The organism is Shewanella sp. N2AIL (assembly GCF_022690845.1).
GTDB classification, from domain to species: Bacteria; Pseudomonadota; Gammaproteobacteria; order Enterobacterales; family Shewanellaceae; genus Shewanella; species Shewanella baltica.
Genome location: NZ_JALBYT010000002.1, coordinates 306046 through 321381 on the forward strand (window position 1 = coordinate 306046; position 15336 = coordinate 321381).

Consider the following 15336-nt stretch of genomic DNA (forward strand, 5'->3'; position numbering starts at 1 on the left):
GGATATTAACTGAGACATGATAATTGCCTATAAAAACGCCGCGGATTTTGCTAGACTCCGCGGCCCCGCGTTGGGGCATTGAGTATCACCTCGCATCAAAGTTTTACTACTTAGCTAAAGAGTCCCTATGAAATTTGAAACACTCGGTTTATCTTCTCCTATTTTGAATGCGATAACTGAGTGTGGCTATCAGCAACTCACTCAAGTGCAAGAGAAAGTGATCCCGCTTGCCTTTGAAGGCAAAGACATTATGGCCTGCGCCCAAACGGGTACAGGTAAGACGGCTTCCTTTGCTCTGCCTGTTCTTGAAAAGCTGGCGGCTGAGTCTTTAACAAGCGACAGCAATGATAAACCGATTTTACGTGCGTTGGTGATGACTCCTACCCGCGAACTCGCGATCCAAGTCTGCGAAAATATCCAGAAATACAGCCAGTTCCTGCCATTGAAAACCTTAGCGGTTTACGGCGGCGCCAATATGAATCCCCAGCGTAAAGGGGTAGAGCAGGGTGTTGATATTTTGGTGGCAACTCCAGGTCGTTTATTCGATATTATCGGCCAATTCCAGTTAGATTTATCGAGCGTCACGACCTTAGTGATCGACGAAGCCGACCGCATGTTAGACATGGGCTTTGTGCGCGACATTGAAAAAGTGAAACGCTTAATTGCGCCGCAGCATCAAACCATGTTGTTCTCTGCCACGTATAGCGATGCGGTGAAACAACTTGCCGAGAAAATGCTGAATGAACCTCAGTGGGTGAATGTTGCTGATACGACAACGGCATCCACAGTAGTGCAGGAAGTGTATCGCGTTGATAAACGTCGCAAAGCCGAGCTGTTGTCAGAACTCGTTGGCCGCAACAATTGGCGCCAAGTACTGGTTTTTGCCAGCACGAAAGAAAGTGCCGAGCATTTATTGCAAGAATTAAAGCTTGATGGCATAGCCGCAGGCGTGTTCCATGGTGATAAAACTCAAGGCGCCCGTAATCGGGTGTTAGAAGAGTTTAAAGCCAGTAAATTACGGGTGCTGGTGGCAACCGATGTGGCTGCACGTGGGTTAGACATTCATGCCTTACCTATGGTGATTAACCTTGAATTACCTTTCCTCGCCGAAGATTATATCCATCGTATTGGTCGTACAGGCCGCGCAGGATTAACCGGCCGCGCGATTTCGTTCGTGTCGCCTTCAGACGATGAAATGCTCGCTGAAATTGAAGCCTTGATTGAGCAAAAACTGCCTGTGTCGGTACAACCGGGTTATGAAGAAGGCACGCCTTTACCTGCCCGCTACCGTGATGCGCCAGCGGCACCGATTAAGCCGATTGGAAAGTGGAGCCATAAGGCGCCGCAGGATCGCACTATTGGTCAGTCTCGTCAGGGCAAGTACGCTAAAGGTAAAGCGCAGGACAGCAAAGCAGGTGGCGAGAAATCCTCTAGCCGTGCCAAACCTGCTTCAGGCTCAGGTAAGCCGTTTAATGCGACTAAACCTAAGTCAAATTTGGTGAGCAATAAGTCAGGTTTTGGCTCTCGCACCAATAAGTCAAAATAAGTTAAGTCAAAATAAGTTAAGTCAAAATAAGCTAAGTCTAAATAAGTTAAGCCAAAATAAGCTAAGCCCAACAATCAAGGCTAATAAGCGCCAAGCGCCTGTCAGCCTTGCTGTTTAACGGTTGCCTAGTTTGTTAAATAGCTTGTCGCCATTCTAAAAGCGCATCCTCACCGATGCGCTTTTTGTTGAGCTTCAAAGCCAATACTTCTACACTCGAGCGCCAAGCTTTCTATTCGAGCGAGTTTCCTTATGATTATCAAAGCGATTCCCACCAATATCATCACAGGTTTTTTAGGCGTAGGTAAAACCTCTTTGATTAAACAATTGCTGGCGACTAAACCCGCGGATGAAATTTGGGCTGTGCTGGTCAATGAGTTTGGTGAGGTCGGCATTGATGCGGGGTTACTGAACTCCTCCGATAACGGCATACAAATTCGTGAGGTGGCGGGGGGCTGTATGTGCTGCGCCGCAGGCGTGCCGACGCAAGTGGCGATCAATCAGTTGATTGCGAAAGCGAAACCTGACCGCTTACTGATAGAACCGACTGGGCTTGGGCATCCTAATGAAATCATTAAAGTATTGAGTGCGCCCCATTATCAGAATGTGATTTCACTGCGCAGTACTTTATGTTTGGTGGACGCGCGTAAAATCCACGATCCTCGCTATCGAGAACATGCAAACTTCATCCAACAGTTGCAAGTGGCCGATGTGATTATCGCGACTAAGTCAGATTTATATGATGCCGAAAATACCAAGTTACTCTATGAGTTACAGACCTATTTAAGCCATATCGAACGTACTGATATTCCTGTGGTGAGCCACACTAACCAGCAATCTTTACCTAGCGCGCTGCTGGATTATTTAAACCAACCAAGGCGCGTGTCACTCAACATTAGCAGTAATGGTGGCATAGTCCCTAAGCTAGGTAATCTTACAACGACTGCTCCTAGCTTGTTCCGCACGGGTGGTTCGCGTTTGAGTGAGCTAAGCCTTTTTGCCGAAGGTGCAATCGAAGTCGCACTCGAATTTGATGCACGCGGCATAGTGCGCAAGCAGAATCAAGGTGAAGGCTGTTTTAGCTGCGGCTGGGTATTTGAGCCAAGGCAAGAGTTTGATTTTGATAAGTTAATGGCATTTATTCAGCGCCACACTCAGTCATCAGACGTCGGGCAAGTGTTGCTGAGATTAAAGGCCGTGATGATCACTTCTGAAGGGATCGCTGGATTTAACTGGATTGATCATGAGTTTACTGTGGTTGAACTCGATGACAGCTTAGATTCCAGACTAGAGATGATTACCGTGGACGAAGTCAATTGGGACGAGATAGAGCAGCAGTTGCTCGCCTGTCTTTGCTAACGATTAACTGCTCACTGGCTTTCCCATCGCCCTTTATTACACATGTGATCATAGGTCAGGCGGGGGCGAATACGCTTGGATCAGTAGCGCAGGAGCAGTCGTGCAGAATTATATGCGCAGTAGCAGTCGCGTAGGCTCAGTAAGGCAAGGTTACGCGATATTTTTGGCCGAGTGTCGTAAAGGTGCCATTTTGGATCATTTCATCGAAAAAGCTGTCAAACCTATGTCTTAAGGGATCAAATTTCGCCTGTTTTGGAAACGCCATAAAACCGTCTTGGACATCGATTATCGGCATGATTGGGGTAATTGCCTTAGGGATTTTGATTTGGGCGAGCACGGCATCGGTATTACGGCTGTTTGTGGCGAGTAAATCTAAATCCCCCCGAGAGAGGCGTTCTATCCCGCTTTTAATATCGACAAATTCATTGATGTTCAATGACTTAGTTTGTTCATTAAACGTCGGGCCATAACTCCAACCCTGCATCTTACCAATCCGTTGACCTTTAATGCTGGCATAGTCGCCATTCCAGATTATTTCATGGCCTACACGGGCATAGAACACCATGTTATCGCGGTAAAACGCTTTCGTCGCAAAAGCCAAGTTCGCTTCACGCTCTGGGGTATCGTAGGGACCAATAAGAATATCCGCTTGGCCACGTTCGACCATAGAAATGGCGCGTCGCCAAGGGGTAATTTGATAGTGAATGTTCACACTTTGCAACTGGGCGAAGCGATTTAAAATATCGACACCTAAGCCGGTATATTCGCCATTGGGCTGTAGTTCGAAAATTTGGTTGAAACTCGCACCCACCGCGAGCAGGTCTTTAGCCTGCGCAGTCAAGCAAAGGCTGCTGAGCGCCAAAAGGACGACTTGTGCAAAGGCTTTGCTGAGTATCATGGCATTCCTTGTGTGGTTTGAATGCGGGAACTTAAGGCACGCTATCTTGTAAAAAGCGGCGATATCGTTAGGACATTCACTGAAGTAAAGGTTAGCAAATTTTACCCTGATTGGGGCGCACGTTAACATTTTAATGTTTTGAGATAAACGCAAGATTATTTTTCATACGCTGAATCGCAAGGGCATTAAGCCGTTGTTCTTCAATTGATACATCATCCTATCCTTCAGACTGTTTAATGATACCAGTCGTATTAAATATCTGTTCATTCAGCGGGAGTTCAACGCGCTTTAGACAAGGCGAAGGCTTGAAGGCATGGTGGTGCTCTGTCGAAAGCCTTAAACGCAGTATAAAGCGCGTTGAACCCCGCCCTTCGGGAGCCACACAGGCATCCCACTCCCGTGTTGCATTGGCTTAAAAGGGAATGACCATTTCTGCGCCAATGCGCCTTGGATTGAAATGCTTGTGAGGCTCTGAACTGATTAGATATTTAATGTGATTGGTATTTCGCCTAAAGGTGTCAATTTGTATCGCTCTCGGGTGAGGATGAGAAATGTATTTTAGCTATGCGTTTAAATCAGTTAAGGCCGAATAAAGGGGATTGCGGTATGCTCTGCCATTAATTTATTGATACGCCAACGCTAGGCGGCCTATTTGAGCGGGATGTTATGAAGCTGCAGGAAATAGATAAAACCTTGTACCGTAAAAACATGAATTTATTCATCGTAATTTTAGTTGTTAGCTTAGTCGTGCTGTCACTGATTTTTGGAGCTGGGTTGATTGCGCTGTTTGGTGCGACGCCTGTGCTGGGTGAGCCTACAGGTAATTTCCATTTGAATCTCTTAGGGGTGATTTTCAGTCTGGGTCTGTGTAGCGCAGTGATTTACAACTTGAAGGACAAACCTTTCTTCAGCGAAATTTATTATGTGTGGCAATTAAAGCAGCTCCATAATCGTATCTATCGCAAGTTGATTAAGATTAAAGCCGCTGCGGCGCAAAATGATGTGAATGCTTTGATTATACTGCTGTTTTATTACACGAGTTTAAGGCAAGTGTATGAACTCGATGATAATACGTTGACCTTGCCGGCGCTGACTCAAGATCTCAATCGTTTGAATGCACAAATCGAGAGCTTAGGTTTATTGCTGTCGCCTGAACAATTTACGCCTGATCTGCTGACGTGTCCTTTTTGATACTGACAAGGCAAGATGAAGATCGCTCCTCACCTTACCATTATCTAGCCCTTATCTTGTCTTTATCGCCCTTACCCCGAATGAGGTCAGCGAGTCCCGCTTAGGCGGCTTGCTGGGCTCTTTGCAGTGTGAGTAACCACTTACCATAGATAAAAATCCCCACTGCTGAGATAGTCCCTATGGCGGCGATGATGTACCACGCCATGCCAATGTTATGGCTGTGGTACAGCAGTTGGGTGAGATCCAGGGCGCTTTCACCTGTGTAGCTCACCAAGGTAGTAAAGGCCTCACCTTGGGGAATGGCGCTAACCTCAGTGCTGTTCATGCCGCGCTCTAACAATAAATCCCGCGAAAACAATTCTTTCGATGCATAAATCTCATAGAGTTTAGGGCCAAAGTAGCCTTCTAATCCCCAGCCGATCCCTTGGGGTAACATCACAAAGCCCAAGTACATGGCTTTTTTACCTTCGGGCGCAATGTTGCCCATAAACTCATTTTTCTTCGGGCTAATCATCATTTCGCCAATGGAGAACATAGCGATCGCGAGCACGATAAACCAAGCCGCATGGAAGGCGCCGATAAACACAAAGGCCAAAATACTCAGCAAACAACCAACAAACATGGCGGTAGTGATGCGGTATTTAGCCGTCAGTGCGGCGACGATAAAACAGCAGGTCATGATCAGGCCCGCATTAAGGTTGAGCATGCCTTCTGGCATCACCTTAGTGCCTTCGTTATTGAGGCCAAGCCAAAATTGCAGAATGCCGTTACTGGTGCCTTCGCTGCCAAAGAGGGACGTGACGATTACGCTGGTATCGACCCATTCGGAAATATGGATAGGCAACACATCGAATAGGGCATTGAACAGGAACCAAAAGCCTGAAAATACCAACATGTAGTAGATCACTATCGGTTTTTTCAGCTCACGCCAAGCATCGCGCCACAGGGCTTCTTGTTTGACTTCACCTGACTTGATTTGTTTGTTACGTGCGAGTCGCTCGGCTTTACCTGGCTCTGTATAGGTCAGTAAAAATAAGAAGTTGAGTGAGATAATCGCGGCGCAGGCGAAAAACACATTGTCCCACGACAATTGGCGCATATGTACGGCCACTAACGGCCCGAGGAAACCGCCAATGTTGACGACTTGGTAAAAAATGCCCCAAGCCATAGAGGTATTATTGCGATTGGTGGACAGCACTAAGGTGCCTTGAATACCCGGTTTAAATATCCCTGTGCCGATGGCAAGGAGTAATGCGCCAGCAAGGAACCCCCAAAAACTGGGAAAGAATGCCATCACCAGATAGCCAAAAATTTTAATGATGGTGGAGCCAAAGATGGTTTCTTTATAGCCGACGCGGTCAGAGATTCCACCCGTGAACACGGGCACAAAGGTTTGCATGATCGCCCACAGGGAAATAATAATGCCGTAGTCGCTTAGGCTGATCCCAAGGCCGCCCGCAGACTCAGGCGCTTTAGCGTACAGTCCTGCACTGGCTTTGACGCCGTAGTAAGCGATACGCTCGACTAACTCCATCCCACCGACCAGCCAAAATACATAACCTAAGCTAGTGATGGAGGCCCACATACCGAGCTGTTTGACTTCCCGCAGGTCGTTGCCTGCATTTGGACTATTCTGACTCATGTCCTTCCCTTATTATTGTTATTGAATTTATTATTAATTAAGCCATTAATTATCAATATCTTAAATTTTTATAGTTAATCATTTCATCTTGCTAAAATACGCGAATAGGCTTGCTTGAGCTGATACTTTACCTAATTCGGCCTTAAACACCAAAAAAGTAGCAAAAAATGATGAGTTAGCCTACCTCTGTTATTGGACTGTGCTCGGTTTGTCATTTGACTGAAATTGGACTGTGTAGGCTTAAGTTATTGTGATGATTAATCTTTGTGGTTACATCTTCATACTTAACTTGCTTTGAGTTACGGCTGATTTTAGGTACAATCCATTGTCGCATTTTTGTTCACCCGATCATTTTTCTAAATAGATACGACTCTTGCCCCCTTTTTTGTGAGAAACGCTAATGACAGCAATAACATCTAATCATGCTCCTGCGGATATGAGCCTGCTCGAGGAGCCGATTGCGAAGCTTTTTTGGCGCTATACCATACCCACCATCGCCTCTATGTTGGTGACGGGCGTCTATGTGACGATTGATGGCATCTTCGTTGGCCACTATTTGGGTGAAACTGGGCTGGCGGGGATGATGTTAGCCTATCCAGTCGGCGCTATTTTGTATGCGATTGGCGCCATGATCGGCATGGGTAGCGCAGCATTAGTGTCGATCAATCTTGGTCAAGGCAATGTGGCTAAGGCCCGTAAATTGCTCGGTAATGCCTTTAGTTTGTGTTTATTCGCAGGGGCCATTATTGCCCTCATCGGTGGGATATTCTCGCGGGATATTTTGATCGCCCTCGGGGCGCAGGGGGACATTCTCGAAAACGCCAACGAATACCTGTTCTGGTATTTTGCCCTGTGTCATTTCCCCATTATTTCAATGACCTTCACCACATTGCTGCGTAATGATGGTCGGCCATCCATGGTAACTTGGGTACTGATCTTGGGCGGTGTATTAAACACTTTCTTAGATTGGCTGTTTATTGTGGTCTTCCCCTTTGGTTTAGCGGGCGCTGCGATTGCGACTATGATGTCGCAGGCGGTGACGGGGCTTTTGTGTTTGCAGCACTTTTTCAGTCCTCGGACTCAGTTGAGGATCGACCTTGAGCAGATGAAGCTTAAGCTCGACAATTGCTTGAACATAGCCCGTGTGGGTTTCCCTAGCTTTTTGATGAACCTTTATTTATCGATAGTGTTAACCCTACACAACACAGCTTTTTTGTGGGTGGGCGGCCCCTTACACGTGGCAGCCTATGGCGTGGTGAGTTACACAGAAGCGTTTTTCTATTTGATTTTTGAAGGTATTGCGCTCGGCACGCAGCCAATTTATAGCTTTAATGCGGGTGCAGGGCGTTTCGACCGTGTCAAGCAAGCACGCAATATTGCCTTTGGCATGACGCTACTCACCGCAGCCTTGGGCTTAGCATTGATTTATTCTCGCCCTGATTGGCTAGTGTATTTGTTTGCCGGCGATAATCAGAACCTAACGCCTGTGGCGATTGAAGGGATGCGCTGGTATTTCTGGGGCTTACCAATGGAAGGTTTAATCTTAGTCGGTGCGAGTTTCTTCCAAGCGATTAATTGCTCGAAACAAGCCTCTATGCTGACCGGCGCGAAACTTATTCTGATCGCGGCGATTATTTATTGCTTCGCTTGGATGTTCGGTGTGATTGGTGTGTGGGTATCGCTTGCAACCTGTAGCACTATTCTGACGATATGGATGTTCTACGCCATGAAGCGAGTCGAGGCGCGGCTGCAATAACTCTGTTTTGCTTGGGTCTTGGTTTTGCCAGCTTTTTTGCGTGCGCTGATGATGAGGGAAGAGGGCAAAGGAAGGCGAAAGACGCGGCCAGACAAGCGGTAAGAATAGATATATGAATAGAGGCATAAGTGGTTAGTTTCCCTGAGTTTCATAATCGATTTTACAATTGATTTCACCATTAATTTCAGTATTTTTTTCAGTATTGGGGCGATTCATGGCCCCGATTGCCATTCAACGACTATCTTTGTGCGCCAAACATGACTTAGGGCTAGCGTGGGATGATGGCCTCTGATACATTTCGCTGGTTTAATCTGCTATCAAAAATGACGCCTTCAAGCGGGCGGTTTTTTCGAGGTCACAAGCCTCAGAAAACAAGTCTAATTCGCTTTGAAGCTTAGGTCAGCTGATCGTCGATATAACTGGGTATTGAGCCGAATGACTCGCTCGTTGATTTTAGTAATTTATGTTTTATGAGGCCCTTATGCGCACCACTGCAGTCATTTCTATGCTGTTGCTTGGCGTGTTAACCACTGTTAATGCCAGTGCCAAAGAGAATGAGTTAGTGTTTGCCAGCGACTTTGAAGGCAATCGTTTATCTCAACCTTGGTCGTGGATCATGGGTTGTCAATTCGAAGGCGCTGAACCCCACAGTGGTGAAAGTGCGCTGTTATGTGCCGAAGGCAATAGCAGCATAGTTAGCAAGTACCCCATTTCTGAAGCGGGTCTATTGGAGTTTTGGGTTAAAACTCAAAATACTCAAACCCAGTATCGAATCAATGTATTAACCTCACCAGTATTAAAGCTCGATGCCCAGTGGCAGCATGTTGCCTTAATCGATATCACTCCGGGTGCGAACGAGTATTTGGCACATAGAGTCTCTATCGACGATCCGAGCCGCCAGTATATTCGCCTCGACATTGAGTCCATTAATGGCCCCATCAGTCTGGACGATTTGAGCTTAGATAAAATTCGCCTCGATATGGCCCTGCAAAAAAATGAGCAGAAAATTATCGGCGGGATTTTAGATAAGCTTAAAGCTGACAAGAATTATGAAGTGCAGTCTGAGTCGTTCCGCACCTTAGGTAAAAACTACGCCGCCCAGCTTGAGAGCCAAAGACAATATCTTGAATACTCGAATGCCATCTATTCCAGTATCACCTTTGTGTTGGCAACCTCTGAGCGCAACAAAATGTCTAACCCTATGGGATATAACACCTTTAGGTCGGTGCTATCCGACACTAAACGTGTGGCATCACCTATCCAGCAGGCACGCTTGGGTTCTATGGTGAAACCCTTTGGCGACTTGGCCACAGCGACCTTAAATGTGGTCAGTGCCGGTGCTTATTCCGCCTTTGCCGAACCTTTTAAATCATTCTTGGCCGCGACCTTTGATCGCTCTAATTATGACAACAGCGACTTGAGCCGTAGCGATAAAAAGTTTGCCGAAGAAAATGGCCTGAAAATTTATCAGCAGGCCGAACGCTTTATGTCTGAAATCGAAAAAGAGCTGCAACAAGTGACGGCACTAGACAATGACTTAGTCAGCATGCAGAAGAACTTAGATACGTTCCGTAAGGATCTCGATAAGCATCTACGCGGCTATTTACAGCATGCCGGCATTGCTCGCACGCCTGAAAACTACAGCCGAGTGATGAGTAAAGACGAGCAGACTCGAGCACTTGTGATTACTGAGGCCAGTGCCAATATCAGCGCTAAAGCAGAAGCTTTATTGGCTTCGAATAGCAATGCTGAACTGGTGCAGTACATGATTAAAACCACTGAGAAGATTGATGAATTTCAAGAGTTTAAGGAGCGTTTTAACCAGATCACTTCGGCCATGCTGACCTTCTACGATAAATTTGAACGTTCGATTGCCACTGAACAAAACCCCTTCACTGACCCAAGCGATCGCGCCGTATGGGAGCAACACGCCCAAAGCGCCCGTAACTACATTCGCCAGTCGAAGGAAGCGTTCACTAAAGCCTTTATGTAACGGATTGTTGTGAAAACATCGACTGAGCCTTTTTCATCGAAATGGCAGCGCAAGTCTTTTTCGCTGCCATTTTTTATATCCTCAATTTGTCAAAGCGCTCGTTTAATAAGCCATTTTAATCTGAGCGTGTTGTAGGTAACCCTAAAGTGCATTATGTTGTCGATTTAGAATAGTCAGTTGTTTGGTTTTATCAGTGATGGAGTTGTTGACATGGAGTTTCAGGCTATCCCAATTATGCGGATTTTTGATGAAGATAAAGCCAAAGAGTTTTATCTTGGTTTTCTTGGCATGGAGTTAGATTGGGAACATCGTTTTGAAGATGGTTACCCTATTTATATGCAAGTGTCGCTTGGCAATTTTGTTTTACACCTAAGTGAACATTCCGGTGACTGCACGCCTGGCAGTAAGGTTTTCGTGAATGTCAGCAACCTAGATAAACTTTTTACACAAATTACTGCAATGCCATACAAATATAATAAGCCAAGCATTGAAGAGGCAACTTGGGGGGCGAGGTGTTTCACTGTGACAGATCCATTTTCAAATAAGTTATTGTTTAATGAATCATCGGATACATAACAAACAAATGTTATCGCCAGCAAAAAGTGCCGGCTGCAACGTCAACCCGCCGCGCAGCTTTTCGTGCTAAATCTGGGCGTTAAATGTATGCATATCGAACGCACATTTTTCTATTACGAAAGAAGCCGTAAACAACAAGCCAAAGTGCTCGTTTTCAATATGCTATTTTTGCCGCTTATCCTTTGGCTTATTTGGATGTTGATTTCAAAAAATGAGCCTTTTTATGACGAATTCTTGTTTTATATAAAATATATTGTTGTTGGGTCAGAGCTTGTACTATTGTTGCTAGCAGCATGGTTACTTACTCATCCGGCAAAATTTTATATCAAGCTTACAAATTCTGAGTTGAGCTCATTTCATCCTACTTTTAAAGAATGGACGTTCAGCGTCAATCCGCAAGACATTATTGAAATTGAACACAGTACAGATATAGGCGCAAACGCTAGCCTCATTTCAGTGAAAATGAATAATGGTTCATCAGTTTTATTGAGTCCCAACTATCCATATAAGCGAAGCGAACTATACGATGCATTACGATTGGTTAATCCAAATATAAAAACGCCCAAGAACACTTGGTCGTTCCCTTATAAAAAGTAAATAATCAATTATTGACTGACCTGGCTTAAAAATGGGATCTCATGTCCTGCAACTCACTGTACCTTGCTTATCCAAATCAATCACTGCCCATTTGTTTTATTGGGTGGGCATGTCTTAAATACATCAATTTTTTAATGAGTTAGCTCATCTTTATGCATCAACTTTAGCCCTTCAACTTTTAATGACTCTAATTTAAGCAATTTTTGCTCGTACAAGTTGTAGACAAACCAAAAGTGCATTATGTTGTTGATCTAAAATGGATGGTCAGATTTTTGCTGAAATCACACAGAATTATGGACACTACCATATCTTAAGTTCGCTCTGCGATGGAGTTCATAGACTTCACAACCTAACAATGGCTCAGTTCTATTCAGAACGGCGCCAAAACGTTCAAAGTAGTCTTCATTAACTTGTTTTGCACTGATAAGTGGTACTTCAATACTGACATCTACACGACCTTTACGTATCAACGCAGGGTCAAGATTATCAAGATGATTTGTGGTCATTATGACAAGGCAGTCATCAAGAGGAATGACGCCGTCTAACGCGTTGAGTACGCCACCTAAAGTGAGTGGTGGGTTATCTGCATTGCTTTCAGCAGTACGTGATACCGTAGCCTTTACACAGTCACAGTCCTCTATTAACAACATAGCTCCGGGGGCTACCTTTCTAATCGCCTTATGAATAGTGGCATCATTGACAGTCGATAGATTCAATATGTATAGATCGCGATGATACTCAACCGCTAAGGCCCTCGCTATACCCGTCTTACCTGTGCCCGTTTTTCCATGTAGTAATATGGTTAGCTTACTGACAACCGATTTTCCCCGACTGGCGAAGTTATCAACTTCCCTCATCAACTCCTGCTTAAACCCTTCATCGAGCACTAATTCACTAAAACCCGATGATTTCAATGTGCCATAGCGACACCATTCGGTTTCCTCGAAAATATTCACTTTTGGCTCAGTAGAGATGTCCCCACGAGTATCTTCTAAAAAACTATGTAGTTTATCTTTTGCCCACCAGGGTGCACTTACAGTAATAGTATCGTATGCCATAGTACTATCGACCTTAGTACGGGTCGCCAACATGAAACAACCAGCGTATTTAAACAGGTGCATACCGTAGCCAATAGACTTAACACTGACACGCCCGTCGTAACTCGCACTATAGTCAAAGTACACAGCCTCTGAGATAGAGCGTGAAAAAAACGGAATAGTAGTATTACTGATCAAAAAGGACAGCTTATTGAATACCTCTGCGCGCGCCTGATGGCTATCGTCTATCGTGAGCCGCACAAACAGCAGGCTACTGAGCCCACTTAACAGTTTCGCGGGGACATCTTTTAACATGTAGCTTACGAGTCCAATTAACGTTAATGCTAATACGCCAACAATGACAGCCGTTAACAAAGGATCACCATTGGTGAGCGCCTTTATTTGTAGTAATACTTCGTTCATTTACTCACCTTTACTATAAATGTCTCATGGAGATAGTCGAGAATACGACCAGCCGCGTCGAGGAGACTCGCAAGGCATCCTCAGCATTGTGCTATCGCACCAGGTTAAAGCCACTTGATAAAGATCCTCTACTTATCACTATCTATTGCTTTAGGCCGCGGCGCTCATCAAAGAGTAGGACGGCGCGGCCTTGCATCCACTGATTGACTTGCACAACATCCGTGTTTAACAGCCCGTTCGCCATCTGATGCTAACGTTTAAATAAGAAAGCCGCCAATAAAGGTCGGCTTTCGTGTTTCGATTGTCCCGTAACCTTTGTGTTTTCTTGGTTACATTAAATCTTGAGGTATTACAGCAAATACACGTTCAAGCTGCAGGCGCCGTGAGCACCGACGACGAGGGCTTGTTCGATATCGGCGGTTTTTGAGGGACCCGCGATAAACACCCCGAACTCACCTGAGGCTAGCGTGATTTCTTTTGCCGCTTGATGCATGTTTGGCACAATTTTATCGGTTGGTAGGGCTAAGATCAGGTTTTCACAGATAAAAGGTGTCACTCTATGACCTAGATTCTTATTGTTCACCCAGATGGCACCGTTTTCGGCAACGCCAATTTCACCTGGAATTACCGCATAATCTATGTCTTTTAGCTCATGGGCGGTGGGGGGAACTTCGCGGTTTGCCGTTACGCCATCAACTAAAGAGATCACCTGCAACCCTTGGGCGATGAGTTCATCGACTTTGGCTTGTAGGGCTTGGACGCCAACATCTTTATGCAGCGTACCCGCGACCGTATTGAGGTTAGTCTCAAACTGGCCGACGAGGTTTTCGAGCCTTGGCGTCACTTCTATGCTTGGCATAGGATGATTGGTTAAGGCCGACAGTTTGAGCGCATTGAGAATTTCAAGTTTACTAGACATCTTATAGGCTCCTGTGTTTCTTAAACCAAGCTTCGAAGCTGGAGTTCGGGGCGACGGGCAGCTCACGGTATTTACCCCATGCACCGCTAAAGGGCTTTAACAGACTGCCCGGTAGAATGCGCAGCGCGTTTCTCGCCACACTCATAGAGCAATTCAGCATGGTTTCACTTGCCATAAATTTACCTACTAATGGCATATAACTATTTTTGCCATAAGGGAGTTTTCCGGCTTCGGCCTTAAGGCGTCTGTGGTGGAAAATAATCTTATCGAGCGGCACTTTTGTTGGGCAGACATAGGTACAGCTGCCGCACAAGGTACAGGCCCAGGCAATCGAGTTAGTGTCATCAATCTTAGCGCCTACTGCGATACCAATGGGGCCTGGAATGGTGTAGTTGTAGCTGTAACCGCCGGAGCGACGATACACAGGGCAGGTATTGAGGCAACCACCACAACGGATACACTTCAATGATTCTGCAAGGATTTTATCCTTAAGCATCTCAGTGCGACCATTGTCGACAATAATAATATGCATCTCGCCAGCAGGCTGTGGACCACGGTAAAAGGCGCTATAAGTCGTAACAGGTTGACCCGTAGCGTTACGTGCTAAGGTACGCAGCAAAACGGCGGCACTGTCCACATCGGGCACCACTTTGTCGATCCCCATTGAATGCAACTGCAGTTTAGGCAAGTTAGCACCCATGTCGGCGTTGCCTTCGTTGGTACAAACCACCACGGCGCCTTTGTCAGCAATCGCCATGTTCACGCCTGTCATCGCGGCATCGGCAGTAAGGAATTTTTCTCGTAAATGTGCGCGGGCGGCACGGGTTAAATACAAGGGATCGGCTGCCCCTGCTTTAGTGCCGAGTTTCTCATGGAAGAGTTCGCCAACTTCTTCTTTTTTCATGTGAATAGCGGGCACCACTATGTGTGATGGCGGCATTTTGGCGAGCTGAATAATCCGCTCTCCCAAGTCAGTATCTATGACTTCAATACCACGTTGTTCTAAGTACGGATTGAGGTGACATTCCTCGGTCAGCATTGACTTAGACTTCACTAATTTTTTGACATTATGGCGCGATAAAATGTCATGGACGATACGATTATGTTCGGCGCCATCTTTTGCCCAATGGACTTGTATGCCGTTGGCGACACAGTTTTGCTCAAAGGTTTCAAGATATTGGGCAAGATTTGTGAGCGTATGAAGCTTAATTTCTGAGCCTAACTGACGCAGCTGTTCCCACTCTGGGATACTACCCGCGGCGCGGTCGCGTTTTTCTCTGAGCATCCACAGCGCTTTTGAATGCCAGTCGACACGGGTTTCGTCGCGGCAGAAAATATCGGCTTTATGGGCATGGACCTGTGAGCCTTGACTAGCATCGTGATTATGATTGTAAGCCATGGT

General features: G+C 45.8%; 12 protein-coding genes. 7 read left to right on the plus strand and 5 right to left on the minus strand.

Annotated features, from left to right (window positions below; genetic code table 11):
• Positions 1-127 precede the first annotated feature (127 nt).
• Complete coding sequence (locus MO387_RS02985; protein WP_012588203.1) at positions 128-1546, plus strand: DEAD/DEAH box helicase; 1419 nt, start codon at positions 128-130, stop codon at positions 1544-1546.
• 249 nt (positions 1547-1795) lie between these two features.
• Entirely contained in the window at positions 1796-2902 is a 1107-nt protein-coding gene (locus MO387_RS02990; protein WP_242325985.1) for a GTP-binding protein, read from the plus strand.
• Positions 2903-3038: 136 nt separating this feature from the next.
• Here MO387_RS02990 and MO387_RS02995 read toward each other — a convergent pair whose 3' ends face one another.
• Entirely contained in the window at positions 3039-3800 is a 762-nt protein-coding gene (locus MO387_RS02995; RefSeq protein WP_242325986.1) for a transporter substrate-binding domain-containing protein, read from the minus strand.
• Positions 3801-4466: 666 nt separating this feature from the next.
• Between MO387_RS02995 and MO387_RS03000 the strand changes: the two genes are divergently transcribed.
• Positions 4467-4991, plus strand: a complete 525-nt coding sequence (locus MO387_RS03000; protein WP_242325987.1) for a DUF3087 domain-containing protein — start codon at positions 4467-4469, stop codon at positions 4989-4991.
• A gap of 100 nt (positions 4992-5091) precedes the next feature.
• Here MO387_RS03000 and MO387_RS03005 read toward each other — a convergent pair whose 3' ends face one another.
• The gene (locus MO387_RS03005) at positions 5092-6633 is read right to left on the minus strand and encodes an MFS transporter (protein ID WP_242325988.1); all 1542 of its coding nucleotides are present in this window, start codon (positions 6631-6633) and stop codon (positions 5092-5094) included.
• Positions 6634-7033: 400 nt separating this feature from the next.
• Between MO387_RS03005 and MO387_RS03010 the strand changes: the two genes are divergently transcribed.
• From MO387_RS03010 to MO387_RS03025, 4 genes are all read left to right on the plus strand, one after another.
• Positions 7034-8389, plus strand: coding sequence for an MATE family efflux transporter (locus tag MO387_RS03010; protein ID WP_242325989.1), 1356 nt, complete (start codon positions 7034-7036; stop codon positions 8387-8389).
• Between the two features lie 481 nt (positions 8390-8870).
• Positions 8871-10382: a hypothetical protein gene (locus MO387_RS03015; protein ID WP_006085141.1), complete on the plus strand. Its 1512-nt coding sequence runs from the start codon at positions 8871-8873 to the stop codon at positions 10380-10382.
• Positions 10383-10592: 210 nt separating this feature from the next.
• Positions 10593-10958 carry a glyoxalase superfamily protein gene (locus tag MO387_RS03020; RefSeq protein WP_242325990.1) on the plus strand — a complete coding sequence of 122 codons (366 nt, stop codon included), beginning with the start codon at positions 10593-10595 and terminating at the stop codon, positions 10956-10958.
• A gap of 87 nt (positions 10959-11045) precedes the next feature.
• The gene (locus tag MO387_RS03025; protein WP_071939135.1) at positions 11046-11555 is read left to right on the plus strand and encodes a hypothetical protein; all 510 of its coding nucleotides are present in this window, start codon (positions 11046-11048) and stop codon (positions 11553-11555) included.
• A gap of 281 nt (positions 11556-11836) precedes the next feature.
• Here MO387_RS03025 and MO387_RS03030 read toward each other — a convergent pair whose 3' ends face one another.
• The 3 genes from MO387_RS03030 to MO387_RS03040 all read right to left on the minus strand — a co-directional run bounded on the left by MO387_RS03030 (position 11837) and on the right by MO387_RS03040 (position 15333).
• Entirely contained in the window at positions 11837-13015 is a 1179-nt protein-coding gene (locus MO387_RS03030) for an AAA family ATPase (RefSeq protein WP_107948525.1), read from the minus strand.
• 349 nt (positions 13016-13364) lie between these two features.
• Positions 13365-13934 carry an LUD domain-containing protein gene (locus MO387_RS03035; RefSeq protein WP_107948523.1) on the minus strand — a complete coding sequence of 190 codons (570 nt, stop codon included), beginning with the start codon at positions 13932-13934 and terminating at the stop codon, positions 13365-13367.
• Position 13935: 1 nt separating this feature from the next.
• The gene (locus MO387_RS03040) at positions 13936-15333 is read right to left on the minus strand and encodes a lactate utilization protein B (RefSeq protein WP_107948521.1); all 1398 of its coding nucleotides are present in this window, start codon (positions 15331-15333) and stop codon (positions 13936-13938) included.
• Positions 15334-15336: the final 3 nt, after the last annotated feature.

What these genes read in the sequence shown, in the direction of transcription:
- MO387_RS03000 (WP_242325987.1), top strand. Translation starts at nt 4,467, where the DNA reads ATGAAGCTGCAGGAAATAGATAAAACCTTGTACCGTAAAAACATGAAT.
- MO387_RS03020 (WP_242325990.1), top strand. Translation starts at nt 10,593, where the DNA reads ATGGAGTTTCAGGCTATCCCAATTATGCGGATTTTTGATGAAGATAAA.
- MO387_RS03035 (WP_107948523.1), bottom strand. Translation starts at nt 13,934, where the DNA reads ATGTCTAGTAAACTTGAAATTCTCAATGCGCTCAAACTGTCGGCCTTA.
- MO387_RS03015 (WP_006085141.1), top strand. Translation starts at nt 8,871, where the DNA reads ATGCGCACCACTGCAGTCATTTCTATGCTGTTGCTTGGCGTGTTAACC.
- MO387_RS03040 (WP_107948521.1), bottom strand. Translation starts at nt 15,333, where the DNA reads ATGGCTTACAATCATAATCACGATGCTAGTCAAGGCTCACAGGTCCAT.
- MO387_RS03030 (WP_107948525.1), bottom strand. Translation starts at nt 13,015, where the DNA reads ATGAACGAAGTATTACTACAAATAAAGGCGCTCACCAATGGTGATCCT.
- MO387_RS02985 (WP_012588203.1), top strand. Translation starts at nt 128, where the DNA reads ATGAAATTTGAAACACTCGGTTTATCTTCTCCTATTTTGAATGCGATA.
- MO387_RS02995 (WP_242325986.1), bottom strand. Translation starts at nt 3,800, where the DNA reads ATGATACTCAGCAAAGCCTTTGCACAAGTCGTCCTTTTGGCGCTCAGC.
- MO387_RS02990 (WP_242325985.1), top strand. Translation starts at nt 1,796, where the DNA reads ATGATTATCAAAGCGATTCCCACCAATATCATCACAGGTTTTTTAGGC.
- MO387_RS03025 (WP_071939135.1), top strand. Translation starts at nt 11,046, where the DNA reads ATGCATATCGAACGCACATTTTTCTATTACGAAAGAAGCCGTAAACAA.
- MO387_RS03010 (WP_242325989.1), top strand. Translation starts at nt 7,034, where the DNA reads ATGACAGCAATAACATCTAATCATGCTCCTGCGGATATGAGCCTGCTC.
- MO387_RS03005 (WP_242325988.1), bottom strand. Translation starts at nt 6,633, where the DNA reads ATGAGTCAGAATAGTCCAAATGCAGGCAACGACCTGCGGGAAGTCAAA.